Annotated in this window: 19 protein-coding genes; 9 read left to right on the forward strand and 10 right to left on the reverse strand. The window is 54.0% G+C overall.

The features are described 5' to 3' along the window. Positions 1 to 137 precede the first annotated feature (137 nt). Complete coding sequence (locus NR795_RS10695; RefSeq protein ID WP_257758186.1) at positions 138 to 677, forward strand: DUF2058 domain-containing protein; 540 nt, start codon at positions 138 to 140, stop codon at positions 675 to 677. A gap of 49 nt (positions 678 to 726) precedes the next feature. Here the strand turns inward: NR795_RS10695 and lysS are convergent, their stop codons facing one another. From lysS to aqpZ, 6 genes are all read right to left on the reverse strand, one after another. Then, a complete protein-coding gene (gene lysS / locus NR795_RS10700) occupies positions 727 to 2,244 on the reverse strand; it encodes a lysine--tRNA ligase (protein ID WP_257758187.1) in 1,518 nt (505 codons plus the stop codon). A 17-nt stretch (positions 2,245 to 2,261) separates the two neighbouring features. Then, entirely contained in the window at positions 2,262 to 3,731 is a 1,470-nt protein-coding gene (locus tag NR795_RS10705; protein ID WP_257758188.1) for an oligopeptide:H+ symporter, read from the reverse strand. A gap of 86 nt (positions 3,732 to 3,817) precedes the next feature. Next, entirely contained in the window at positions 3,818 to 5,959 is a 2,142-nt protein-coding gene (cadA, locus tag NR795_RS10710; RefSeq protein ID WP_144818240.1) for a lysine decarboxylase CadA, read from the reverse strand. A 78-nt stretch (positions 5,960 to 6,037) separates the two neighbouring features. Beyond that, on the reverse strand, positions 6,038 to 7,375 hold the full coding sequence (cadB, locus tag NR795_RS10715; RefSeq protein WP_144818239.1) for a cadaverine/lysine antiporter: 1,338 nt from the start codon (positions 7,373 to 7,375) through the stop codon (positions 6,038 to 6,040). 336 nt (positions 7,376 to 7,711) lie between these two features. Then, positions 7,712 to 9,208 (reverse strand): lysine decarboxylation/transport transcriptional activator CadC, encoded by a 1,497-nt coding sequence (gene cadC / locus NR795_RS10720; protein WP_144818238.1) that lies wholly within the window; start codon positions 9,206 to 9,208, stop codon positions 7,712 to 7,714. A gap of 220 nt (positions 9,209 to 9,428) precedes the next feature. Further along, positions 9,429 to 10,157, reverse strand: a complete 729-nt coding sequence (gene aqpZ, locus NR795_RS10725; RefSeq protein WP_257758189.1) for an aquaporin Z — start codon at positions 10,155 to 10,157, stop codon at positions 9,429 to 9,431. Between the two features lie 603 nt (positions 10,158 to 10,760). Here aqpZ and NR795_RS10730 point away from each other — a divergent pair. Both NR795_RS10730 and ypdK read left to right on the forward strand, forming a co-directional pair. Beyond that, complete coding sequence (locus NR795_RS10730; protein WP_144818236.1) at positions 10,761 to 11,171, forward strand: Spy/CpxP family protein refolding chaperone; 411 nt, start codon at positions 10,761 to 10,763, stop codon at positions 11,169 to 11,171. A gap of 410 nt (positions 11,172 to 11,581) precedes the next feature. Beyond that, positions 11,582 to 11,653 (forward strand): membrane protein YpdK, encoded by a 72-nt coding sequence (gene ypdK, locus NR795_RS10735; protein WP_099458783.1) that lies wholly within the window; start codon positions 11,582 to 11,584, stop codon positions 11,651 to 11,653. Between the two features lie 78 nt (positions 11,654 to 11,731). Here the strand turns inward: ypdK and alaC are convergent, their stop codons facing one another. After that, positions 11,732 to 12,970 carry an alanine transaminase gene (gene alaC, locus NR795_RS10740; protein WP_144818235.1) on the reverse strand — a complete coding sequence of 413 codons (1,239 nt, stop codon included), beginning with the start codon at positions 12,968 to 12,970 and terminating at the stop codon, positions 11,732 to 11,734. Between the two features lie 391 nt (positions 12,971 to 13,361). Here alaC and NR795_RS10745 point away from each other — a divergent pair, with 391 nt between their 5' ends. Together NR795_RS10745 and NR795_RS10750 are read left to right on the forward strand one after the other, a co-directional pair. Beyond that, complete coding sequence (locus NR795_RS10745) at positions 13,362 to 15,059, forward strand: sensor histidine kinase (protein WP_144818234.1); 1,698 nt, start codon at positions 13,362 to 13,364, stop codon at positions 15,057 to 15,059. A gap of 14 nt (positions 15,060 to 15,073) precedes the next feature. Further along, a complete protein-coding gene (locus NR795_RS10750) occupies positions 15,074 to 15,805 on the forward strand; it encodes a LytTR family DNA-binding domain-containing protein (protein ID WP_144818233.1) in 732 nt (243 codons plus the stop codon). Here the strand turns inward: NR795_RS10750 and glk are convergent, their stop codons facing one another. After that, positions 15,806 to 16,771 carry a glucokinase gene (gene glk / locus NR795_RS10755; RefSeq protein WP_042389469.1) on the reverse strand — a complete coding sequence of 322 codons (966 nt, stop codon included), beginning with the start codon at positions 16,769 to 16,771 and terminating at the stop codon, positions 15,806 to 15,808. Positions 16,772 to 16,975: 204 nt separating this feature from the next. On the opposite strand from glk, the gene NR795_RS10760 reads away from it, so the two are divergent. The 3 genes from NR795_RS10760 (at position 16,976) to NR795_RS10770 (ending at position 19,742) form a co-directional block, all read left to right on the forward strand. After that, entirely contained in the window at positions 16,976 to 18,211 is a 1,236-nt protein-coding gene (locus NR795_RS10760) for an ion channel protein (protein ID WP_144818232.1), read from the forward strand. 70 nt (positions 18,212 to 18,281) lie between these two features. Then, positions 18,282 to 19,280: an L-glyceraldehyde 3-phosphate reductase gene (mgrA, locus tag NR795_RS10765; RefSeq protein ID WP_257758190.1), complete on the forward strand. Its 999-nt coding sequence runs from the start codon at positions 18,282 to 18,284 to the stop codon at positions 19,278 to 19,280. A 120-nt stretch (positions 19,281 to 19,400) separates the two neighbouring features. Next, positions 19,401 to 19,742: a DUF2502 domain-containing protein gene (locus NR795_RS10770; RefSeq protein ID WP_144818230.1), complete on the forward strand. Its 342-nt coding sequence runs from the start codon at positions 19,401 to 19,403 to the stop codon at positions 19,740 to 19,742. A gap of 62 nt (positions 19,743 to 19,804) precedes the next feature. Here the strand turns inward: NR795_RS10770 and NR795_RS10775 are convergent, their stop codons facing one another. Continuing rightward, positions 19,805 to 21,043 carry an Nramp family divalent metal transporter gene (locus NR795_RS10775; protein ID WP_144818229.1) on the reverse strand — a complete coding sequence of 413 codons (1,239 nt, stop codon included), beginning with the start codon at positions 21,041 to 21,043 and terminating at the stop codon, positions 19,805 to 19,807. 342 nt (positions 21,044 to 21,385) lie between these two features. Between NR795_RS10775 and NR795_RS10780 the strand changes: the two genes are divergently transcribed. After that, positions 21,386 to 22,573, forward strand: coding sequence for a NupC/NupG family nucleoside CNT transporter (locus NR795_RS10780; RefSeq protein ID WP_042389457.1), 1,188 nt, complete (start codon positions 21,386 to 21,388; stop codon positions 22,571 to 22,573). Positions 22,574 to 22,624: 51 nt separating this feature from the next. Here the strand turns inward: NR795_RS10780 and NR795_RS10785 are convergent, their stop codons facing one another. Beyond that, positions 22,625 to 24,808, reverse strand: a complete 2,184-nt coding sequence (locus tag NR795_RS10785) for a sensor domain-containing phosphodiesterase (protein ID WP_257758191.1) — start codon at positions 24,806 to 24,808, stop codon at positions 22,625 to 22,627. Positions 24,809 to 24,968: the final 160 nt, after the last annotated feature.

A 24,968-nucleotide genomic window follows, 5' to 3' on the forward strand; every position in this document is an offset into this window, starting at 1 on the left:
TTACAGCAGCCCTTTCCCTTCTCCTGATCTGCATCGCCGTGGCCTTTACTGGCATAGAGATCTTCCCTGCAATCTGGCTCCGCCTCTACTGTTAGGGTTATAATCCCGGTACGACTTTACTTAATTTAGCGACAAACATGACAAAGTTAACCCTACAAGAGCAGATGCTGAAAGCTGGCTTAGTGTCCGGCAAAAAAATGGCGAAAGTGCAGCGCACTGCCAAGAAGTCGCGGGTTCAGGCGCGTGAGGCCAGAGAGGCGGTAGAAGAGAATAAAAAAGCCCAGATTGAGCGCGACAAGCAGCTCAGCGAGCAGCAGAAGCAAGCCGCCATGGCCAAAGAGTTTAAGGCGCAGATTAAACAGCTGATTGAGATGAACCGGATCACCGTTTCCCGCGGCGATATCGGCTATAACTTCACCGACGGCAGTCTGATCAAAAAAATCTACGTGGATAAAACTACCCAGGCGCAGCTTATCAGCGGTCGTCTCGCCATTGCACGTCTGGCTGCGGACAACAGCGCTGAGAGCGAATACGCGATCATACCTGCGAGCGTCGCTGACAAGATTGCCCAGCGCGATGCGAGCTACATTGTATTGCGGAGCGAACTTAGCGAGCAGGCTAAAGATGAAGACGATCCGTATGCCGATTTCGTCGTGCCTGACGATTTGATGTGGTAAGCAAAAGTAGGCCGGATAAGCGCAGCGCTATCCGGCTTTCATGCAGGAGTTACTTAACCGGACGCATTGCCGGGAACAGGATCACGTCGCGGATGGTGTGGCTGTTGGTAAACAGCATCACCATACGGTCGATACCAATGCCCAGCCCTGCCGTCGGCGGCAGGCCGTGCTCCAGCGCGGTCACGTAGTCTTCGTCAAAGAACATCGCTTCGTCATCACCGGCGGCTTTCGCATCCACCTGGTCCTGGAAACGCTGGGCCTGGTCCTCCGCATCATTCAGCTCGCTGAAGCCGTTACCGATCTCACGTCCGCCGATAAAGAACTCAAAGCGGTCGGTGATCTCCGGGTTCTGGTCATTACGACGCGCCAGCGGAGAGACTTCTGCCGGGTACTCGGTGATAAAGGTCGGCTGGATCAGATGCGCTTCGGCCACTTCATCAAAGATTTCAGTAACGATACGGCCCAGTCCCCAGCTCTTCTCAACGTGAATACCAATCGACTCGGCCAGCGCTTTCGCCGCGTCGAAGTTGTCCAGATCCGCCATCTTGGTTTCCGGACGGTACTTCTTGATCGCCTCGCGCATGGTCAGCTTCTCGAACGGCTTGCCAAAGTCGAAGGTTTCATCGCCGTAAGGCACCTCGGTGGTACCCAGAATGTCCTGCGCCAGAGTCCGGAACAGGGATTCGGTCAGCTCGATCAGATCTTTATAATCCGCGTACGCCATATAGAGTTCCATCATGGTGAACTCAGGGTTGTGGCGAACGGAGATGCCTTCGTTACGGAAGTTACGGTTGATCTCAAACACGCGATCAAAACCACCGACCACCAGACGCTTGAGGTACAGCTCCGGGGCGATACGCAGGTACATGTCCATGTCCAGCGCGTTATGATGGGTGATGAACGGACGCGCGGAGGCACCGCCCGGGATCGCCTGCATCATCGGGGTTTCCACTTCCATAAAGTCGCGGTTAACCATGAACTGGCGCATACCAGCTAAAATCCGTGAACGCACCTTAAAGGTCTTGCGGGACTCATCGTTGGAGATGAGATCCAGGTAGCGCTGACGGTAGCGCGCCTCCTGATCCTGCAGGCCGTGGAACTTGTCCGGCAGCGGGCGCAGGGCCTTGGTCAGCAGACGCAGCTCTGTGCAGTGGATGGAGAGCTCGCCGGTCTTGGTTTTGAACAGCTTACCTTTCGCGCCGAGGATATCGCCCAGGTCCCACTTCTTGAACTGCTCGTTGTAGATGCCTTCCGGCAGGTCGTCACGGGAGACGTAGAGCTGAATACGGCCGCCAACGTCCTGCAGGGTGATGAAGGATGCCTTGCCCATGATACGGCGGGTCATCATACGACCGGCCACGCTCACGTCGACGTTCAGCGCTTCCAGCTCGTCGTTCTCTTTCGCGTCGAACCCGGCGTGCAGCGCATCGGAGGTGTGGTCGCGGCGGAAGTCGTTCGGGAACGCAACGCCCTGCTCACGCAGCTGCGCCAGCTTCTCGCGGCGGGTTTTTAGTTCACTGTTAAGATCGATTGCCTCATCGGCTTCTTGTACCAGTTGTTCGGACATGCTGTCTCCTTATAGAGTTAATCACGACTGGGATGCTGTACGCAGGGGGCCGGAGACATGAAAATCAACCTTGCACCGGCAAGCAGCGCGACAATCAGCGCTACGCAGCCGAAGGTCCACAGTCCCATCTGCGAAAAAAAGTGTTGGTAAGCCGCAAGCGCGGCGGTGCCGGTCTGCGGCTCAGCGGTCTGCTGTGCCACCACCCCCGCTAACCAGTTAGCAACAGCACCGGTTGCCAGCATATAGATGCCGGTCAGAACCCCGGCCACGCCAGGCATGTTGAAACGTGTAATTTGCGCCATTGCTACCGGGTCGATAAACAGCTCGGCAAAACCCATCATTGCCAGACCGGTAATCATCAGACCCATAGAGGCCTGCCCATCCTGCTGTCCACCGTGGGCGTTAATTGCCAGCAGCATAAAACCCCCGGCCATCAGCCCGAGGCCAAACGCAAACTTCAGCCACATACGCAGTGCAGAATGGACGCTGCCTCCGGGGCCTGCCAGCCATGCCAGCACCACACCCGCAGCCATCACGGCAACGGCATTAACCGACTGAAACAGCGCGGTTGGAACCTCTGCGTGCAAAATGTGGCGATTAACAAAGCGATCGATGAACAGGCTAATAGAGCTGCCGCCCTGCTGCGCCAGGACCCAGAACAGCGTGCCGGTTAGCATCAGCAGGATAATCTGCCACAGCGCACGACGGTGCTCTGGAAACTTCACCATAATGCGCGCCACAATACGGGCAGCGATGACGCAGACGATCGCGAGCAGGTAGCCAGCCCAGTTATTTTTCAGCAGCAGAGAGAAGAAGAACGGAGCCACGCACAGGAGCAGCACCATCCATGCCCAGGCGGGAAGCATAAGCGTCGTCGCGCTGAGAGCGGGTTTGTTAACCCGACGAGCATGACGAAAATGGCGGTGGCCGCTTAAAAAGATTGCCAGGCCGATGAACATGCCGATTCCCGCAAGCGCGAAACCTGCATGCCAGCCGTACCAGTGTGCCACAAGCCCACAGGCTATCGGCGAGGCTATCGAGCCGACGTTGCCAGCCGCATAGAGCAACGCAAACCCACCGTCCCGGCGCGTATCCTCTGGCGTATACATTTCGCCAAGCAGGCAGCTAACGTTGGATTTAAACAGGCCGTAGCCGCAGATAATAATGGCCAGCGCGAGATAGAGACTCCTTGTGGAATCAGAGCCCAGGCCCAGTACGATGTGGCCGAGGGTCATCAGCAGTGCGCCAGCAACGACCGCCGCGCGGTTGCCAAGCAGGCGGTCGGCAAGCCAGCCGCCGAGAATGGGGGTTATGTAAACTAAAGAGGCGTAGGCGCTGAACAGGCTGATAGCATGCCTGTCATCGAAGCCAAGCTGATGGGTAAGATAGAGGATGAGTAAGGCACGCATGCCGTAAAAGCTGAAGTATTCCCAGATTTGGATCGCGACGATGTAGTAAATCGCACGCGGCTGTGAGGGTGTTTTCATAGGGTCTCCATTAGCGCTGGTTTATGCCCGGCGGCGCTACGCTTACCCGGCCTACGATCCCGCAGGCCAGGTAGACGTTTTATTGTTTATTTATCGTTTTTCAGCACCTTAACGGTGTAGCGACCATCCTTCTGGCGATAGGCACCGTGAATATCGGTTTCAAAGCCCGGATAGTGCGCGCCGATTTCACACAGCATTTGCAGGAACTCCAGCACCGGACGGCTCTCTTCGGTGATCATCTCGCCAGGCATCACCAGCGGCACACCCGGCGGGTACGGGAGGATCATGTTGGCATTAACACGCCCCACCATCTCTTCGAGGTAAATCTCCTCGGTCTGACCGTGCAGCTCTTTCTGGAACGCGGCAAACGGGGTCATTACCATTGACGGCAGCACTTCAAATGCGCGGAACATCAGATCCGGCAGGTCATGCTTCTCAACCAGCTTGTGGATATTCTCCGCCAGCTCCTGAATACGCATGTTTTCATAGAACTCCGGATCCTCACGGTACAGCGACGGCAGCAGGTTTTTGACCCGCAGGTTCAGGTCGAAGCCGCGTTTGAAATCGGTCAGGGCGCGCAGCAGGCTCAGCGCTTTGGTTTTATCGATACCGATGCTGAACAGGAACAGCAGGTTGTAAGGCCCGGTTTTCTCTACCACGATGCCGCGCTCGTCCAGGTACTTCGCCACGATGCTGGCCGGGATCCCAAACTCATCCATCGCGCCGTCTTTGGTCATCCCCGGCGTCAGAATAGTGACCTTGATGGGATCAAGGTACATATGCTCGTTATCGATGTTTTTGAAACCGTGCCAGCTGCTGTCAGAGCGCAGCGGCCAGCATTCGGGTTCATCAATATGCTCCGGCTGCCAGACATCAAAGAACCACCCTTCAGACTCCCCTTTCAGGCGCTTGATCTCTTTACGGAACTTGATGGCGCGCTGGATAGAGCCGTCGATCAGGCGCTTACCGGCATTGCCTTTCATCATCGCTGCCGCAGTTTCGGTAGAGGCCACGATGCCGTAGTGCGGCGAGGTGGTGGTGTGCATCATAAAGGCTTCGTTAAAGGTCTCTTCATTAACGTCACCCTTTACGTGGATCATTGATGCCTGGGAGAAGGCCGCCAGCAGCTTGTGCGTGGACTGGGTTTCATAGATCACTTTCCCTTCCACACGACCGCCGCTCATACCACACTTGCCAGCATAGATAGGCGAGAAGTTGGTATAAGGTACCCAGGCAGAGTCAAAGTGAATTGACTTCACGTCCAGGGTTTTCTTGATGTAGTCCGTGTTGTAGAGCAGACCATCGTAGGTAGAGTTGGTGATTACCGCATGTACCGGCCAGGTTGCATTGCGGGTCTCTTTGACGCGCTTAGCGATAGTGGCATGCTGGAACTCACTCTGCGGGATCCCACCGAGAATACCGTAGGCGTTACGGGTCGGACGGAAATAGATCGGCGTAATGTCGCTCATCATCATCAGATGCGTCAGCGATTTGTGGCAGTTACGGTCAATCAGTACGGTACTGCCCGCTGGCGCAGAGTACATGCCGACGATTTTATTGGCGGTCGAGGTACCGTTAGTCACCATGTAGCTGCGCTCGGCGTTAAATACGCGTGCGATATACTCTTCCGCTTCTTTATGCGGACCGCTGTGGTCCAGCAGGGAGCCCAGCTCGGAGACCGAAATCGACACATCGGATTTCATGGTGTTCGGACCGAAGAAGTCATAAAAGAGGCTGCCGACCGGGCTTTTCTGGAAAGCCGTGCCCCCCATGTGACCTGGGGTACAGAAGGTGTATTTGCCTTCACGGACATATTTAAACAGCGCTTTGGTTAACGGCGGCAGGATGGCATCGATGTACTCATCGGTGTTCTGCTTGATTTTATGAGCAATGTCTTCAGCAGCGCCCAGCGCATACTCAAAGAAACGTACCTGCATGCGTAGATCGTTGAGGCTGACATCCAGGGTGGAATAGGTATTAGCAAACGCGTACAGCGGCATGTACTCGTTCATTTTGCTGATCTCTTCGCACAGCTCGAGATTATATTTATCCCAGTCGAAGATAACGCCACACAGACGGGCATTGTTTTCAATTAGCTTCAGCAGATCGTCGCGATCGTTAGGGTAAACAACGCGAAAATCGAGGCGTTCAAGTGCACGATGGAGTTCACGGATGGGCTCTTCTTTGAAGTAAACGCCCATATGATTCATGATAGCAATAACGTTCATAATCTAATCTCCGGGTAGAGCAAGCCCCTCCCGCCGTAGGTGACAGGTGAAAGAAGGGCTACAGGAAAGGGTTAAGGTTTACAGCGCGCTAGCGGTCTCTCTTTCGGCAGCGTCGTTGTTAAGCTGGCGCTGATGCATTTTGCGACCGTAGAACATCAGGATGATCAGGCTGACGATGAAGGTACCGGCCAGTTCAAAGGAGCTGGCACCCATCAGGGCGATAAAGCAGAATCCACAGCCCAGCACGGAGCAGATCAGGCTCACAAAGTTACGGACGTTGATGCCCTCGAAGCGGATCAGATCCACACAGGAGTAGAAGTAAGGCAGCATGGTGAGCAGTACTGCGATACCGGTCAGCTCACCAAACAGGTCGGATGCTTTACCCCCCGCGGAGTTCATCATGGTGATCACCACCATCAGAACGGTCATTTTGACTGCGGCCAGTAGCAGGCCCTTTTTCGGAATGCCGTTGCTATCCATCTCGCCGTAGACTTTCGGGAAGTTACCATCGTTAGCGGCACGGACACCGGCCTGGCCGACCAGCATCATCCAGGAGCCCAGCGACGTCAGGCAGGCAAACGCGGTAAATGCGGAGACAATTGGCGCAGCCCAGCCACCAAGAATGGTGGAAGCACTGACGGCGAACGGCGCACCGGAGGAAGCCATCTGTGCTGCGGGATACATACCGGCGATAACCTGCGTGGCGGCAATATAGACAATCCCGGCCAGCGCTGTGCCCAGCATGGTCGCCAGCGGGACGGTACGTTTCGGATCCTTCACCATGCCGGTGCTGACCGCTGCGGACTCGACGCCCACAAAGGCCCACAGGCAGAGCAGGATACTTTTAATTACCGCGTGGCTGTCTGTGGTGGTGGAGGTGTTCCAGTTTGCCTGGTAGGTTGCCATATCAAACCAGTGCCAGCCTACAACCGCTGTCATCACCACGGGAATAAGGACCAGTACCAGACCGATAGTGGTCAGTCGGCTGACCCAGGTGCCGCCGAGCATATTGACGAAGGTAAAGAGCCACACAATGGCAATACAGGCGATGCCGGCAGGAACAGGGTTATTTAATACCGGGAAAAACGTAGAAAGATAAGAGACGGCGGTAATCCCGATAGCCAGGTTACCAATCCAGTTTGCATGATAGTAAAGGACGCCGGTCTGGAAACCAAAAGCTGGAGAAATCTCTCCTGCATAAGCGATAGGTCCGCCCTGCTGAGGGTTTTTGGTTGCCAGTCGCGCATAGACATAGGCTAGCGACATGGCACCAATAATAGAGATGACCCAACCCCAGATTGAAATAGCACCAATGCTGGCGAGGTTCGCAGGTAATAGGGCGATACCGCTCCCCATCATATTCCCGGCAACTACACCGGTACAGGCAAACAGCCCGATCTTTTTGGCAGTACTCATGTTTCGTTGTCTCCTGAGAGTTATTTGGAGGTACGGATCATGAGTTAAAACGCGTTATTGATCCGACCAACTGCCAACGAGGTTACGGATCTGCACTAACAAAGTCCTAAGGATAAAGTGAAATAAAAACAAACTGCAAAAAAGTGACACCCTGACCTTTCTGCGTTAAATATCAGGATAACATTTAAAGGTCAGGGAAAGATAAACATCATTAAATTACAGTGGGTTACAAAGATAAAATCGTACTAAGTAAGTTCTCATTCAAGATATAAGAAGACATTTAAATAACAAAACAAACCATTATTTAAACATTCATTTAACCTTATAATAAGTTATTTATTCTTGTGAGAGAAAATTATCGAGATAGGGAACCACACGATTCACCGATGTCTGGAATACGCTGTTTTCAATCCAGTAGAGCGTGTTCTCCCCCGGGCGTAAATTAAAGGCGGTAATATAGGCATCTGCCGCCAGGCGGTTCTGCCCTTTCATTTCATAAACCTTGCCCAACAGCACATAGCTCATCCATGACATCTCAAGTTCGATAGAGGTATTAATATTTCTATAGGCTTCATCAACGTTGCCCTTACTGAGCATATTGACAGCGTTAACCTGATAGAGAATGGCCATCTCTTTCATGCCAGGCGCATCGCTGACCTGCGTAATTTCGTTATTCAGCACGGCGAGCTGCTTATCTTTCAGAGGCTGCTGGGAGTGACGTAAGATATCTACCAGCGCTTTTTCCGCTCGTGCATAGGTAAAATCCGGAGACGCTTTAAGCACCTCGTCAAGCAGTTCGCTGGCTTTATCAAGGGAGTCGACATCGCCATTCATGAGCAGCTGATGAGCCTGGTAAAAAGTGACTAGAGATGAGCTTTGCGCCGGCTGATAGTGACTCAGCATCGCCTGAAGACGATCCGGCCACGGCTGGGTCAGCGCGTCAGACAGGCTATTCATCAGATCTTTTTGGATCGACAGCTGGTTGTCATTGGTAACGAAATAACGTTTATCCAACATGGTCGAACCATCCGCGTTATCTACCAGTTTAATTGACATGAAACACTGCTGAGCGCGGTAGTGGCGCTGATTGACAAACTCAATGGTCAGCGTTTTACCGGAGCTGCTGGGTTCACTAATGTTGTAGTTAGTTTTATCGTGCACCATAAAGGTTGAGAAGGTGTTCAGGGAGGTGGTGATCAGGCTGCCCAGTCCCACGGCGTAGGCGTGCTGTGCGTTGCGGTTGGTACAGCCGCTACCACTGACAAGATGGATGTCTATATCTCGTGGGTTTAGCAACAGGCGGGTTTTGGTGACCGGTGGATGGGCATCGATGGTCGCCAGCGCAACCAGTGCCACACATGAACCCAGCGCCAACAGAAATAACCCCCACACAATAAAAGCATTAAGCCGACTGCGTAGCGTAGTGCTTGCAGGCGGCGGCTCAGCCGTTGCTTCAGGCAGTGTACCTGACGCAGGGGGTAGCGTATCCCCTGCTTCTTGATCTTCTTCACTAAGCCATGTTACCGGCACCGTGAGCTTATAGCCCCGTTTTGGTACCGTGACGATATATTCAGGCGCGTTAGTATCGCCATCTTTTAATGACTTACGCAGCTCGGAGATGCTCTGGGTAACGACATGCCCAGTCACTACGCTGCGTGTCCAGACGTTATCAATCAGTTCATCTCGCGTCAGAACCTGTCCAGGATGACGAGCAAAGAAGACCAGAAGATCGATTAATCGCGGCTCAAGGGTAAGCTGACGTCCTTGCTGGCTGATTTGGTTAATAGAGGGTGTAACCATCCATTTACCTACATACACAACGGGCTGTTGCATATAAAAGTGCCCCAAAGCGAAAAGAGAAATGAGGGGCAGGATTATATCACGATTAAATTGATTATTAATGATGGCAATGGCCAACAGAAATGAGTCATACAGCGCGACGCGTAATATTTTATATCAGATTCATCTCTATTGGACAGAATGCCATTCTCCCTTGCCGGACGATAAGTAGCCATTCGTACCACCTGACAGGGCGATACGAATGGCACTATAGCTACTCTTTTGCTGTCTGCGCCTGCTTCGGCAGGGAGACGGTATCGCTAAGCATCACCCGATAGATCAGCCCGCCGATCAGGCCACCGACGAGCGGTGTTACCCAGAATAACCACAGTTGCTGCAGTGCCCACGTTCCCTGGAAGATTGCTACGGCAGTGCTGCGTGCAGGGTTAACAGAGGTGTTGGTAACAGGAATAGTGATGAGGTGGATAAGCGTCAGCGCCAGGCCAATCGCCAGCGGCGCAAACCCCGCTGACGCATACCTGTCCGTTGCGCCGAGAATAACCAGCAGGAAAAACGCCGTCAGTACAACTTCGGCTACGGCGCAGGCAGTTAAGGAGAAACCACCCGGCGAGTGGTCGCCAAAGCCATTGGAAGCAAAGCCGCCAAGGGTCGCATCAAAGCCGGTTTTACCGCTGGCGATAAAATAGAGCACCGCCGCCCCGGCGATACCGCCAATAACCTGCGCCACAATATAGGGGATAACGTTACGGGCAGGAATACGACCGGCAACCCACAGTCCCAGCGTAACCGCCGGATTAAAGTGGGCTCCGGAGATATGGCCAACCGCGTATGCCATCGTCAGTACGGTCAGGCCAAACGCCAGCGCCACGCCGACAAACCCAATTCCAAGCGCTGGAAACGCCGCCGCCAGCACGGCGCTGCCACAGCCGCCCAGCACCAGCCAGAACGTGCCGAAAAATTCAGCCGATAATATTCTAAACATAAAAACCACCTTGACAGAGTGTTAAGTAACTTCCTGCAAGCGCAGGCGTAAATAGTCATTCCTTTAATAACAAACGAGTAGCTTGCCAGGCCTGACTGTTGTCGGCCAATATTGAAGCAATTAGCCGCATCCTCAATAAATAAAAAGAAAGAAGGGTCCCGTACGGAAGTATAATTTCCGGGGAAGAGTATTCCCCTCATACAAAGCTATCAATCTGAAAAAATGTAATAAACCGTAATTTATTAACGCAGCACCCCCACAAGGCGCGCCAGGACTGGCTTTATCTGCTTTCAATAAAAAGATTCATCTCAAATAAAAGTAATTACCTATGTAATTCATTCACTCTATAAATACAAAAGAATTATCAATTGATATATTAGATAATTGATAGCGGATCACAGAAATTCGCATAACCCACTATTATTTTCACTCCGTTACCGTTAGAAAAACAAATTCGCGTGGCTATCTGCTTTTAAGTGCGTATTCTATTTTTAGCCAGACGAGAAGTATTATCGTGCTTCACGCCGGTGCACCATTACGGCAGACAGTGACGACAGGAAGTGCGCGTCAGTCTGTTTTCATCTTTGCTTGTTGGATTAAAATATGAACAAAATTTTGCGTTCCGCTTTACTGGTGTCTGCTCTGGCGCTCTCTTCAGGTGCGGCTTTTGCAGCAAATGTCTCTACGGCACCGGCCCCGTCTCAGGATCCTATTGTGCAGCACCTGAAGCTGAGCCAGGATCAGGTAACAAAAATTCAGCAGTTGCACCAGCAGCTCAAAACCAATATTCAGCAAATTAAAATCACCGGCGCGAAAGATGGCGCGATCATCGATATGATCCGTTCCGGCAAATGGAGTGATAACACGGTAAAAACGCAGCTTACCGCGTTCGGCAATGCCGAACAGCAGGCGCGTTACTACAAGGTGAAGTACTACTTCGATCTTAACCAGGTTCTGACCCCGGCACAGCGCCAGCAGGTGCAGGACGATCTGGCTAAAGCGGCAATGGAATAACCTTTTGCCCGCCCTCCCGGCGGGCTTCTTTCTTCCTGCAAACAGGCTATAAAAAGCGATCTGCCGCACACTTTTTCGTCATATATTCCTTAGGAATCAAGCGTCAAAAAGTCGTCTGCCGTCGGGTTAATCTCGTCGCTGAATGGCAAATAATTGCAGTCAGGAATTAAAGTGTCGCTGTTCAACGACACCGCTAAGTCATTAAAAGTATTTAAAAAAAAGCCTCTTGCACCCTGTAAAAATTAAGCGTACATTAGCGCCGTCTGGCGTAAGGTACGCCCGAAATTTCGGGGTGATGCCGCCATCTTAAGCGAGAAAATTCTCAATTTCGCTTTGGGGTAGCCTCATCTCTCTATAATCAGTCCTGATGTTCATTAATGCGTACCCTGACGTATGCGGAGTGATGAAACGTGAAATATTTTTTTATGGGCATTTCAGTGATGGTCATCGTTTGGGCCGGCACCTTCGCCCTGATGATCTGAGCAGCTGTCACGCATAAAAAAACAGGAGCCATTTGGCTCCTGTTTCTCTTCTATCTACCGTTTATCTCTCGTACAGCGCTACTCGCCCTCTTCCGCAGGGGTTTTTGCGGTCACGGGAAGCAGGCCATCGGCGCGGAACATCGCTTTGATTCCGCGCACCGCCTGACGAATGCGGTCCCGGTTCTCAATCAGTGCAAAACGCACGTGGGTATCGCCATATTCGCCAAATCCAACCCCTGGCGACACGCACACTTTCGCGTCGTTGAGCAGCTTCTTAGCGAACTCCAGCGAGCCCATCTCCGCGTAGGCATCCGGGATCTTTGCCCACACGTACATAGAAGCTTTGGGCATCTCTACCATCCAGCCCGCCTCGTGCAGGCCTTTAACCAGCACGTCGCGACGACGCTTGTACTGGTCGGCAATATCACGCACGCACTGCTGATCGCCTTCAAGGGCAGCAATAGCCGCCACCTGTAGTGGCGTAAAGGTTCCATAGTCGTGGTAGCTTTTAATTCGCGCCAGGGCGTTCACCAGCTCGGCGTTGCCGACCATAAAGCCGATCCGCCAGCCTGCCATGTTGTAACTTTTTGACAGGGTAAAGAACTCTACCGCTACGTCGCGCGCGCCGGGTACCTGCATGATGGACGGCGCTTTCCAGCCGTCGTAAACGATATCAGCATAGGCGAGATCGTGTACCACCAGCACGTCATAGCGTTTTGCCAGGGCAACCACCTTCTCAAAGAACTCCAGCTCTACGCACTGCGCCGTTGGGTTAGACGGGAAGCCGAGGATCATCATTTTTGGCTTCGGATAGCTCTCGCGAATAGCGCGCTCCAGCTCGTTAAAGAAGTCGACGCCCTCGACCAGCGGCACGGAGCGGACCTGTGCCCCGGCAATCACCGCGCCATAGATATGGATCGGATAGCTGGGATTCGGCACCAGCACGGTGTCGCCGTGATCCAGGGTGGCCAGCATCAGATGCGCCAGCCCCTCTTTTGAACCAATGGTCACGATGGCTTCGTTTTCCGGATCGATCTCAACCTGGTAGCGCTCCTGGTACCAGCGGGAGATGGCCCGCCGCAGGCGTGGAATACCGCGTGACGTTGAGTAGCCGTGGGTATCCGGGCGCTGGGCCACGGTGCAGAGCTTTTCAACGATGTGCGGCGGAGTAGCACCGTCAGGGTTACCCATGCTGAAGTCAATAATATCTTCGCCGCGCCGACGCGCAGCCATCTTCAGTTCAGCAGTGATGTTAAAAACGTAAGGGGGGAGACGATCGATACGCGTAAAGCGGCGTTTAGGACTGAATTCAGCCATAGATTCCTCGGATAACGTGAGCGCCCGGACCGTCCGAGCGACGTTGCCACCTGTCGTAGTGGCATGACATTGAAAATAGCCTGAAAAATTTCCTGCTGTCGAGAAAAAAAGCAAAAATTGTTTGGCGAAGAAAAAGCGGAACCATCGGCTAAACAAAAAATGGCGCTGCGGTTAATTTAAACATTAAATGCAATACCATTTAACATGATGATATCAATGAAGTTACCGTAATATTACTCTGCACGCCTGGGTTTGCCAGCCAACCGCCTGCCTCTATCAATCCCCTTTTCTGTAAAGGGTTTTTCCCTATTTACCCTTTAGGGAAGTTAACTGGTCTTCTGTCGCTAATTTTTTTATCATCGCTTTTTCATGTCATTCACAAGAGCTACCCGTGCACGAAATTTTCACTATGCTGCTGGCGGTTTTCGATCGTGCGGCGTTAATGCTTATTTGCCTCTTCTTTCTTATTCGCATCCGCCTGTTCCGCGAGCTGCTGCATAAAACGGCCCACTCCCCTAAAGAGCTGCTGGCCGTGACCGCTATCTTCTCGATGTTTGCCCTGTTTAGCACCTGGTCAGGTGTGCAGGTCGAGGGCTCGCTGGTTAACGTGCGGATTATTGCGGTGATGTCGGGTGGGATCCTGTTCGGGCCCTGGGTCGGCATTATTACCGGCATGATTGCCGGTACCCATCGCTACCTGATCGATATCGGTGGCGTTACCGCCGTCCCCTGCTTTATTACCAGCATCGTGGCGGGCATTCTCTCGGGCTGGATCAACGTCAAAACGCCGAAGGCGCAGCGCTGGCGGGTGGGAATTATCGCGGGCATGCTGTGCGAAACCCTGACGATGATTTTGGTCGTTCTCTGGGCACCCACTACCGCGCTGGGGCTGGATATCGTGTCAAAAATCGGCGTGCCGATGATTTTAGGCACGGTGTGCATCGGTTTTATCGTGCTGCTGGTGCAGAGCGTTGAGGGTGAGAAGGAGGCCAGCGCGGCGCGCCAGGCGAAGCTGGCCCTCGATATCGCCAATAAAACGCTGCCCCTGTTCCGCCACGTGAACAGCGAGTCTCTGCGCCAGGTATGCGACATTATCCGCCGCGATATTCACGCTGACGCGGTTGCCATCACCAACATCGATCATGTCCTTGCCTACGTTGGCGTCGGTGAAAACAACTACCGTGATAGCGATGATATTATCAGCCCCACAACCCGCAGGGCGATCGACAACGGTGAAATCGTCATTAAAAACAATGACGAGGCGCACCGCACGCCGGAGATCCACTCTATGCTGGTGATCCCCCTATGGGAGAAAGGGGTAGTCACCGGCACGCTCAAGATCTACTACTGCCACGCCCACCAGATCACCTCGTCCCTACAGGAGATGGCGGTAGGCCTGTCACAGATCATCTCGACCCAGCTGGAGGTCTCCCGCGCCGAACAGCTGCGGGAGATGGCCAATAAAGCAGAGCTGCGGGCGCTACAGAGCAAGATTAACCCGCACTTCCTGTTTAACGCGCTGAACGCCATCTCCTCGTCGATTCGCATGAATCCAGATACTGCCCGGCAGCTGATCATCAACCTGTCGCGCTACCTGCGCTATAACATCGAGCTGAATGACGACGAGCAGATCGACATTAAAAAAGAGCTGTACCAAATTAAAGATTACATTGCCATTGAGCAGGCGCGTTTCGGCGACAAGCTGACGGTGATTTATGATATTGATGAAGAGGTTACCTGCGTGATCCCCAGCCTGCTGATCCAGCCGCTGGTTGAGAACGCTATCGTCCACGGGATCCAGCCGTGTAAAGGCAAAGGTGTGGTGAACATCAGCGTGGAAGAGTGTGGCAACCGGGTGCGCATTGCCGTGCGCGACACCGGCCACGGTATCGATCCCAAAGTGATTGAGCGCGTTGAAGCCAATGAGATGCCCGGAAATAAAATCGGCCTGCTGAATGTGCATCATCGCGTGAAGCTGCTCTACGGTGAAGGTCTGCACATTCGCCGCCTTGAGCCGGGGACGGAGATTGCCTTTTACGTGCCGCATCAGCACACCCCGGTTCCCGGACCGGTTACGCTGCTGCGTTAAACAGGAGAGTGACAGTGAAAGTTATCATCGTTGAAGATGAGATCCTTGCCCAGCAGGAGCTGAGCTGGCTTATCAAAGCGCACAGCCAGATGGAGATTGTCGCCACCTTCGATGACGGTCTGGACGTGCTGAAGTACCTTCAGCACAACAAGGTGGATGCCCTGTTTCTCGATATCAATATTCCGTCTCTGGACGGCGTGCTGCTGGCGCAGAACATCAGCCAGTTCGCGCATAAGCCTTTTATTGTGTTTATTACCGCGTGGAAAGAGCATGCGGTCGAGGCGTTTGAGCTGGAAGCGTTTGACTACATTCTGAAGCCCTATCAGGAGTCGCGGATCATCACCATGCTGCAAAAGCTGGAGGCGGCCTGGCAGCAGCAATCCGGCACCAGCGGCGGCACGGTCGCCACCCGCGAGAACGACACCATCAATCTTGTTAAGGACGAGCGTATTATCGTGACCAGCATTCACGATATCTACTATGCCGAAGCCCATGAGAAGATGACGTTTGTCTACACCCGGCGTGAATCCTACGTTATGCCGATGAATATCACCGAATTTTGCAGCAAGCTACCAGCGGCGCACTTCTTCCGCTGCCATCGCTCTTACTGCGTCAACCTGAACAAGATCCGCGAGATCGAACCCTGGTTTAACAACACCTATATTCTACGGCTGAGGGATCTCGATTTTCAGGTTCCCGTCAGCCGCAGCAAGGTTAAAGAGTTCAGGCAGCTAATGCACCTGTGATCAGAGGATGTAGCCCAGGGTCTGGCGCATATGCGCCCCTGCGCCCAGCAGGCCTGGGTTGTCATGCACGATCAGGTACACCGGAATGTCCTGCACATAGGCTTTAAAGCGCCCTTTATCCTCAAAGCCGCCGCGGAAACCGGACGCCTTAAAGAAGTCGAGGAAGCGCGGCACGATACCGCCCGCGATATAGACCCCGCCGAAGGTGCCCAGCGTCAGCGCCAGGTTGCCACCAAAGCGGCCCATCACCACGCAGAACAGCGACAGCGCCCGGCGGCAGTCGGTACAGCTGTCCGCTAATGCACGCTCGGTGACATCTTTCGGCTGGAGGTTTTCCGGCAGGCGGCCATCCGATTTCACAATCGCCCGGTAAAGATTAACCAGCCCAGGACCTGACAGCACGCGCTCGGCAGAGACATGCCCCACTTCAGCACGCAGCTCCTCCAGGATAATGGCCTCCTCTTCGCTGTTTGGCGCGAAGTCAACGTGGCCGCCCTCACCCGGCAGGCTCACCCAGCGCTTATCAACATGCACAAGATGCGCAACGCCAAGGCCGGTACCGGCCCCGTAGACGGCAATCGGTTTACCTTCGACCGGCTCTCCGCCGCCAAACTGGGTCAGATGCTCTCTGTCCAGCATAGGGATCGCCATCGATACGGCGGTAAAGTCGTTGATGATCTCCAGGTGAGCAAAGCCGAGGTTCTGCTTCATCTCAGCGATGGAGAAAGCCCAGGTGTGGTTCGTCATGGCGACCCAGTCGCCGGTAATCGGGCAGGCGATGGCAATGGAGCCATCTTCAACACTGACGTTGTGTTCAGCAAGGTAGACGCGAACCACGGCTTCCAAGCTTGGATAATCCAGCCCGGAATAGGTCTTAGCCTGGGAAATTTCGCCGTTGGCGACATCGCATAGCGCTAAACGCGCATTGGTGCCGCCTACGTCTCCTACTAAAGCATACTTTGTCATTCTTTTACGGCTCCGCTAAAGTCAGAATAAATCTTTGGCACACTGTAAATTCAAGGCGCTGTAACAACAACGACCATAGCACGAGTGCTGAGGGATTATAGAGCTTCATCACAGAATAACTTTACTCTTTCCGCATCATTTGTGTCGACGCCGTCAGGCGAGCCGTGCAATGGTGCACCTAAGTGAAAGTAGAAGGAAATCATCATGCTCCATCCGCGAGCCAGAACCATGCTGTTGCTGTCGCTTCCCGCGTTGATTATTGGCATAGCGTCGAGTGTTGTACTGGTGGCGGTGATGAAAGTCGCCTCCGTGCTGCAATCTATTCTCTGGTCAAGCCTGCCGATATCGCTGGGCGTCCCCCTGGGTTCCCCCTTCTGGACGCTGCTGATGCTGACCCTCACCGGCGTGGCCGTCGGGCTTGTGCTGCGCTACAGCCCAGGTCACGGTGGACCGGATCCGGCCACCGAGCCGCTGATTGGTGCGCCGGTAGCCACCTCTACCCTCCCCGGCCTGCTCTGTGCGCTGATTATTGGCCTGGCGGGTGGCGTCAGCCTTGGCCCTGAGCATCCTATTATGGTAATCAATATTGCCCTTGCGGTTGCCGTAGGCGCGCGGCTCTTTCCGCGGGTGACGGCGCTTGACTGGACGGTGCTGGCCTCTGCCGGCACCATAGGCGCGCTGTTTGGCACGCCGGTTGCCGCCGCGCTGATCTTCTCCCAGACCCTGGGCGGTAACAGCGACGTCCCGCTGTGGGATCGGCTCTTCGCTCCGCTGATGTCCGCCGCCGCAGGTGCGCTAACCACCAGCCTCTTTTTCCACCCGCACTTCTCGCTGCCGATTGCCCACTACGGGCAGATGCAGCTGATGGATATCTTTAGCGGTGCGGTAGTGGCCGCCATCGCTATTGCGTTGGGGATGATTGCGGTGTGGTGCCTGCCACGCCTGCACCAGCTGATGCACCGGCTGGGCCATCCGGTGTTGATCCTCGGCATCGGCGGCTTTCTGCTGGGTATTCTCGGCATTATCGGTGGGCATATCACGCTGTTCAAGGGGCTGAGCGAGATGCAGCAGCTGGCCTTTAGCCAGACCTTTACCGTCAGCGACTACCTGCTGTTTGCGGTGGTGAAGCTTGCTGCGCTGGTGATTGCTGCCGCCTGCGGCTTTCGCGGCGGGCGCATCTTCCCGGCCGTATTCGTGGCGGTGGCGTTAGGGCTGATGCTGCACGAGCACGTCGAGGCCGTTCCGGCAGCGATTACCGTATCGTGCGCCATTCTTGGCCTGGTGCTGGTGGTGACCCGCGACGGCTGGCTGAGCCTGTTTATGGCGGCGGCGGTGGTGCCGGATACCACCCTCCTGCCGCTGCTGTGTATTGTGATGCTTCCCGCGTGGCTGCTGCTGGCGGGAAAACCGCTGATGATTGCGCCACGTCGCAAAGATTAACACCCGCGCGGGTTTCATCGGCTCGTCCGGTGTAATGTTGCGCTATTTACAGAACAGAGAGGGTAACTGCATGGTTTATCAGGCCAATCCTGAGCGCTATCAGGGAATGGAGTATCGCCGCTGCGGCGATAGCGGCATCAGGCTACCGGCAATATCGCTGGGGCTGTGGCATAACTTTGGTGACGCGACGCGGGTTGATACCAGCCGCCAGCTGCTACGCCACGCCTTCGATCTGGGTATCACCCATTTCGACCTCGCCAATAACTACGGTCCGCCGCCGGGATCTGCCGAAAGCAACTTTGGCCGCATCCTGCAAGAGGACTTTTTACCGTACCGCGACGAGCTGATTATCTCTTCCAAAGCCGGTTACACCATGTGGGACGGCCCTTACGGTGACTGGGGTTCACGCAAGTATCTTATTGCCAGCCTCGATCAGAGCCTGCGCCGGATGGGGCTTGAGTATGTCGATATTTTCTATCATCACCGCCCGGATCCGCATACGCCGCTGAAGGAGACCATGCGCGCGCTGGACCATATTGTGCGCCAGGGGAAAGCGCTCTACGTTGGGCTGTCGAACTACCCGGCCGATCTGGCCCGCGAGGCTATCGCCATCCTCGACGATTTGGGCACGCCCTGCCTGATCCATCAGCCGAAATATTCACTGTTTGAGCGCTGGGTAGAGGATGAGCTCCTGGATCTGCTGGCGGAAAAAGGCGTCGGCAGCATCGCCTTCTCGCCGCTGGCGGGCGGTCAGCTCACGGACCGTTACCTCAACGGCATTCCGGAAGATTCACGGGCCGCCAGCGGGAGCCGCTTCCTCAGCCCGGATCAGCTTACCGAGGAGAAGCTGGAGAAGGTGCGTAAGCTTAATGCGTTGGCGCAGGCGCGTGGACAGAAGCTCTCCCAGATGGCGCTGGCATGGGTGCTGCGCGGGGACAGAGTGACCTCGGTGTTAATTGGCGCAAGTAAAATTGCCCAGTTGGACGACGCTGCGGGCATGCTGGCTAACCGCCACTTTACCGAGCAGGAGTGTGCCGCCATTGATGCAATTCTGAACGACGCAGGTTAATCTTTTTTTAACAAAAAGTGCTGCCATCCACGAATTAGGAGTTTAGGCGATGCTACGGGACTTTACGTCTCGTAATATTTTCTTACAGGCCATCGTGGCCCGCTCGTGGAGGAAATTTTTATGTTCAGGTCACTTATTCTGGCAGCACTGTTAATGGCTACTACAGCCCCGCTGGTCGCCCACGCCGGTGAGATCACGCTGTTGCCGTCTATAAAATTACAGATTGGCGACCGGGACGATCGGGGCCACTACTGGGATGGCCGAGACTGGCGCGACCGGGACTACTGGAATCGCCACTATCAGTGGCGCGATAACCGCTGGCGTCCGCACGATCGCGGTTACCATCGCGGCTGGGACAACCGAAAAGCGTATGAGCGTGGCTATCGCGAAGGCTGGGAAGATCGTAGCGATCGTCGTGGTCCGGGACGCGGTCATGGCCATGGTCACGGCCACCACCATTGATAAAAGCGTAATCCTTGCCCAAGCCGGGTCAGGCGCAGCCGCCACCCGGCGTTACCCTCACACTACAGCCCCAGCGCCATACCTATCAGCAGCCACAGGTTAAGCCCTACCACCAGAGCCACAATCACCCAGCCGAGACGTTTTACCAGTTTGGTATTGACCAGCTCCCCCATCAGCTTGCCGTCGCTGGTAAAGATCAGCAGAGGTACCAGCGCCAGCGCGATACCAAAGCTCAGCAGAACCTGACTCATCACCAGAATACGCGTCGGATCCAGCCCCATCAGAATCACGATAAACGAAGGCAGCATGGTGATAGACCGACGTAGCCACAGCGGAATACTGAAGCGAACAAACCCCTGCATCACCACCTGACCGGCCAGGGTGCCCACTACCGTGGAAGAGAGCCCTGCCGCCACCAGGCTCAGGCCAAAGATGGTGGCTGCCGCATGGCTTAGCAGCGGTTCGAGAGTAAGATAGGCCTGATCCAGGTCGGCAACCCCGGTATGGCCGCTAAAGTGAAACGCGGCGGCGGCGGTGGCCATCATCGCCAGGTTAACGAAGCCCGCGATGGTCATTGCAATCGCTACGTCCCACTTCGTTGCCGAGTAGCGCTCTTTGCGCGATCCGTCATGCAGGTTCTGGGTCAGAGAGGAGTGCAGATAGATGACGTGGGGCATAATGGTTGCCCCCAGCACGCCCGCCGCCAAAAACACCGCTTCGGTAGTCGGCAGGCTCGGGATCAGCATCCCTTTACCCAGATCCACCAGCTTAGGCTGGGAGAAGATCAGCTCTACCACGTAGGCCACAGCGACAAAGAGCAGCAAACCGCCGATCACCTTCTCCAGCGGTTTATCGCCGCGCCGCTGCAGCATCAGAATCAAGAAGGTGGCAATGCCGGTGAGCACCGCCCCCTGCAGCAGCGAGACGCCGAGAATGAGCTTAAAGCCAATCGCCGCCCCGATAAACTCCGCCAGGTCGGTGGCCATGGCGATGATTTCTGCCTGCACCCAATAGAACCACACCACAGGACGCGGATAGCGATCGCGAATATGCTCGGCAAGGTTTTTGCTCGTGGCAATCCCCAGTTTGGCGGAGAGCACCTGGATCAGCATCGCCATCAGGTTAGCCCAGACCACCACCCACAGCAGCTTGTAGCCGAAGCTGGCCCCGGCCTGAATATTGGTAGCAAAATTGCCGGGATCGATATAGCCAATAGCCGCCACAAAGGCGGGTCCCATTAATGCGAACCGAAGCTTCCGCGCTGTACGTCCGCTGCTACTCTCAACGCTGCTATCGTTCATTTTTGCCTCTAATATAGCCTTTGCTATGTTTCATGCTAGCAAAATGCGAATGATTATCAAGTTGGTTTGGGTGGATTTCTTTGATAGATAAAACCGATTAACGGAGTGAAGATCAGGAAAAGAGCGAAATTGCGTGGGGAGGTTGTCCCATTTGTTACAGTTTAGCAGCGTAAAAGGGTTTTACACTTCTTTTATTAACATAACAAAATTGTATCTTTGATCACTATTTTTGAGTCTCGTCACAGGACATTACGATAGTGTGTATTTGATCTCGTTTTATTTACTCTTGTTTCATAGAATGTGCACGAAAACTAAACCTGCCTCATGTTTGGAGCAAAAAGTATGTCCCGCGTTCTTCACTTTGTTTTGGCGCTTGCCGTTGTGGCGCTGCTTGCCTTACTGGTCAGCAGCGATCGCAAGAAAATTCGTATTCGTTTCGTTGTTCAGCTTTTGGTCATTGAAGTGTTACTCGCCTGGTTCTTCCTGAACTCCGACATTGGTCAGGGCTTCGTGCGTGGCTTCTCCGAGATGTTTGAAAAGCTGCTCGGCTTTGCCAACGAAGGGACAAACTTTGTCTTTGGCAAAATGAACGATGAAGGTCTGGCGTTCTTCTTCCTGAAGGTACTCTGCCCTATCGTCTTTATCTCGGCGCTGATCGGTATCCTGCAGCACATTCGCGTTCTGCCGATTGTCATTCGCGCTATCGGTACCGTGCTGTCAAAAGTTAACGGCATGGGCAAACTGGAGTCCTTTAACGCGGTAAGCTCGCTGATTCTGGGGCAGTCAGAAAACTTTATCGCCTATAAAGATATCCTCGGCAAAATGTCGCGCAACCGCATGTACACTATGGCAGCCACGGCGATGTCTACCGTCTCCATGTCGATCGTTGGCGCGTACATGACCATGCTGGATCCAAAGTACGTCGTTGCGGCGCTGGTTCTCAACATGTTCAGCACCTTTATCGTTCTGTCGCTGATCAACCCTTACCGCGTGGATGAGAGCGAAGAGAACCTGCAGATGGCGAATCTGCATGAAGGCCAGAGCTTCTTTGAGATGCTGGGTGAGTATATCCTGGCAGGCTTCAAAGTGGCGATTATCGTTGCCGCTATGCTGATCGGCTTTATCGCCCTGATCTCCGGCCTGAACGCCCTGTTCGCCGCCGTACTGGGTATCTCCTTCCAGGGCATTCTGGGCTACATCTTCTACCCGGTTGCATGGGTAATGGGCGTACCGGCCGGCGAAGCGCTGCAGGTAGGCAGTATTATGGCAACCAAACTGGTCTCTAACGAATTCGTTGCCATGATGGACCTGCAGAAGATCGCCAGCACCCTGTCGCCACGTGCGGAAGGGATCCTCTCCGTGTTCCTCGTCTCCTTTGCTAACTTCTCCTCTATCGGCATCATTGCCGGCGCCATTAAAGGCCTGAACGAAGAGCAAGGCAACGTGGTATCACGCTTTGGTCTGAAGCTGGTCTACGGCTCTACGCTGGTCAGCGTACTGTCTGCGTCTATCGCTGCGCTCGTGCTGTAAGTTTACGTTGTACCTATAAAAAACCGGGGCCCTGCCCCGGTTTTTTTATCTCTAGTCTGCCAGCTTCTCGGGTTTACCGAGCAGATACCCCTGTAGGTAGTCCACCCCCAGCGAGAGCAGCAGGTCACGCTGCTCCTCGGTCTCCACATACTCCGCCACCACGGTCAGGGATTTGGCCTTCGCCATAAAGCAGATCGATTTCACAATCATCGCGTCCAGCGAGTCGGTGAGGATATCTTTCACGAAGCTGCCGTCAATCTTTACGATGTCAGCATGCAGACGCTTCAGACGCTCGAAGTTAGCGTAGCCGGTACCAAAATCATCGATCGCAATCTTAAAGCCGTAGTTTTGCAGACGCTGAATGTTATGCATGCTGGTTTCAGAATTAGAGAAAGCCTGCTCTTCAGTTATCTCAATGATCACGCACTGAGGGGCAACGTCATAGCTTTTAAACAGGGTCATAATCTGCGTGGCCGACTCTTCCTGCATCAGGGTCAGCGGCATCAGGTTGACGGAGAAACGCGCCTGAGTACCGGGAACCGGGTGCGCACGTAGCCAGCGCAGCAGGGTCTCCAGTACCTGCATATCGAAGCGAATGCTCAGGTTAAACTGGGCAATCACCGGCAGAAAGCGGTCAGGCGTCAGAACTTCACCTTCAACTGCAAGACGGGTCAGCACCTCATGGTATCCCACGCCATCGGCATTCTGGATTGGCTGGGCATAGAGCAACAGTCCATCCTGCTCCAGGGCGCGCTTTACGCGGTTAAGCAGCAGCACACGCTCGGTAGTGTGGCCGCATACGGTCTCAAGGCTCTGGGTTAGCGCTAGCACATGCGAGCTTGCACAGGCCTGCTCGGAAAGCCAGCTCAGCTGCCCCAGCATTTGGTGAAACATCTCCCCTGCGCCTTCAATAATGCCCCACGAGGCCCCAAACTCGATATCCATTGCGGTGTGGTGCCAGAAAATTTTCCGCCCGCTGAGGTAGTCCACCATGTGCTGAAGCCGCGCCGTGGGATCGGCACCGTTGAGCAGCAGCAGGAGTTCGCTTCCCGGCAGCTGATAGACCTTCTCGTTGCGCATCAGCAGCGGCTGTAGCTCACGGGTGATGCTGCGCTTACACTGCACGCGCATCATCATGCCGTAGTGGCGACTGAGAAACTCCAGGTTGCTGATGTGCAGGCAACAGACGACCCGATGCGTATGCTTCTCTAACTGCTGTTCAAGGGCGCGTAAATTCGGCAGACCGGTAAGGGGATCGGTTAGCGCCTGCGCCTTCCATGCCCGCTTAAGCCACTCGCTGCGCCGGTAAATAGAGGCCATGTAGAGAATGCAGATGGTAAAGGAGATCAGCACCGACAGCACGAAGGCCATAGAATATTCAGTGTAAACACCCTGCAAGAAGTTTTGATTGTTAGCAAGGAGCATCAGGGCGGTAATTGCCCAGCTCATACCGATTAACGGCGGGCTTAACTTACCGATCCCTAAGGTAAATAAGATAAAGATGATCGGTACCAGGTACCCGGCTATATAGTCAGACTGATACGGTGAACAGACGACAATAAGAAATAGCGTTAATGTGAGCAGCCAGCCTAAAGTAAAATTTCTTCTTCGTGGTGACAAAAAAGGTCTGATGCTTTTTCGCCACAGCGTCCGGCCATAGCGGGGATTCACCATCATGCGCAACGGATAATAAAACATCATGGTAAAAATCAGCGCCGCGCACATCAAACTCTGTATATCAATGATGCTGTAAATAACCGAGCCGGTATCAAAGAACCGGGCCATCGGCGTTGGAAATGTCACCCTGGCACCCGCAACGTACATGGTTGCCTTAATAGCGGCAGGCGCTACGAAGGCCAGCCAGACGGTGCGCACCCCCATATCCCGGTTTGGCAAGCCGTGTCGCCAGCGCGTGCCCAACTGCCAGCGCACAATGGTGCATGACAGCAGGAGGGGAAAGAAGAAGCAGAAAAGGAAAACACCGGTTTGCAACAATGTTAAATCCAGCAGCTGCTCATAAACCAGGGCAAATCCCACCACCAGCGGAAAGATGGCCCGGCGACCAAAAAGCAGGATCATTGCCAGCGAGACGCTGAACGGTAGCCATGCCAGAAAGATTTCACTCGCATCTACCTGGGCGCGCGGAGAAATAAGACGTGAAAAAGGGACAATTGCTATACACATTATTAACGCAATTAAAAACACTTTCACATGACTGTATATTTTCATTTTCATTTGAGTTAATAAATGTGCTCTGGGCATGCATTTTCGCTGGGCAGAAATAATAGGTTTATTCACAAGGTGAATCAAGTTAGCAAGCTGATAGTGAATTGGTGCTTAACAATAGTTAAGGAATGGGAGAATTTCCTGGAAACGCTATAAAAATTTTACTGAA

Origin of the sequence: Pseudescherichia sp. L3 (genome assembly GCF_024656065.1) — a bacterium.
In the GTDB taxonomy this organism is placed as follows: Bacteria; Pseudomonadota; Gammaproteobacteria; order Enterobacterales; family Enterobacteriaceae; genus Pseudescherichia.

What these genes read in the sequence shown, in the direction of transcription:
- aqpZ (WP_257758189.1), bottom strand. Translation starts at nt 10,157, where the DNA reads ATGTTTAGAATATTATCGGCTGAATTTTTCGGCACGTTCTGGCTGGTG.
- NR795_RS10780 (WP_042389457.1), top strand. Translation starts at nt 21,386, where the DNA reads ATGTCCCGCGTTCTTCACTTTGTTTTGGCGCTTGCCGTTGTGGCGCTG.
- NR795_RS10760 (WP_144818232.1), top strand. Translation starts at nt 16,976, where the DNA reads ATGCTCCATCCGCGAGCCAGAACCATGCTGTTGCTGTCGCTTCCCGCG.
- NR795_RS10770 (WP_144818230.1), top strand. Translation starts at nt 19,401, where the DNA reads ATGTTCAGGTCACTTATTCTGGCAGCACTGTTAATGGCTACTACAGCC.
- mgrA (WP_257758190.1), top strand. Translation starts at nt 18,282, where the DNA reads ATGGTTTATCAGGCCAATCCTGAGCGCTATCAGGGAATGGAGTATCGC.
- NR795_RS10730 (WP_144818236.1), top strand. Translation starts at nt 10,761, where the DNA reads ATGAACAAAATTTTGCGTTCCGCTTTACTGGTGTCTGCTCTGGCGCTC.
- glk (WP_042389469.1), bottom strand. Translation starts at nt 16,771, where the DNA reads ATGACAAAGTATGCTTTAGTAGGAGACGTAGGCGGCACCAATGCGCGT.
- NR795_RS10695 (WP_257758186.1), top strand. Translation starts at nt 138, where the DNA reads ATGACAAAGTTAACCCTACAAGAGCAGATGCTGAAAGCTGGCTTAGTG.
- NR795_RS10785 (WP_257758191.1), bottom strand. Translation starts at nt 24,808, where the DNA reads ATGAAAATGAAAATATACAGTCATGTGAAAGTGTTTTTAATTGCGTTA.
- alaC (WP_144818235.1), bottom strand. Translation starts at nt 12,970, where the DNA reads ATGGCTGAATTCAGTCCTAAACGCCGCTTTACGCGTATCGATCGTCTC.
- cadA (WP_144818240.1), bottom strand. Translation starts at nt 5,959, where the DNA reads ATGAACGTTATTGCTATCATGAATCATATGGGCGTTTACTTCAAAGAA.
- lysS (WP_257758187.1), bottom strand. Translation starts at nt 2,244, where the DNA reads ATGTCCGAACAACTGGTACAAGAAGCCGATGAGGCAATCGATCTTAAC.
- cadC (WP_144818238.1), bottom strand. Translation starts at nt 9,208, where the DNA reads ATGCAACAGCCCGTTGTGTATGTAGGTAAATGGATGGTTACACCCTCT.
- cadB (WP_144818239.1), bottom strand. Translation starts at nt 7,375, where the DNA reads ATGAGTACTGCCAAAAAGATCGGGCTGTTTGCCTGTACCGGTGTAGTT.
- NR795_RS10705 (WP_257758188.1), bottom strand. Translation starts at nt 3,731, where the DNA reads ATGAAAACACCCTCACAGCCGCGTGCGATTTACTACATCGTCGCGATC.
- NR795_RS10775 (WP_144818229.1), bottom strand. Translation starts at nt 21,043, where the DNA reads ATGAACGATAGCAGCGTTGAGAGTAGCAGCGGACGTACAGCGCGGAAG.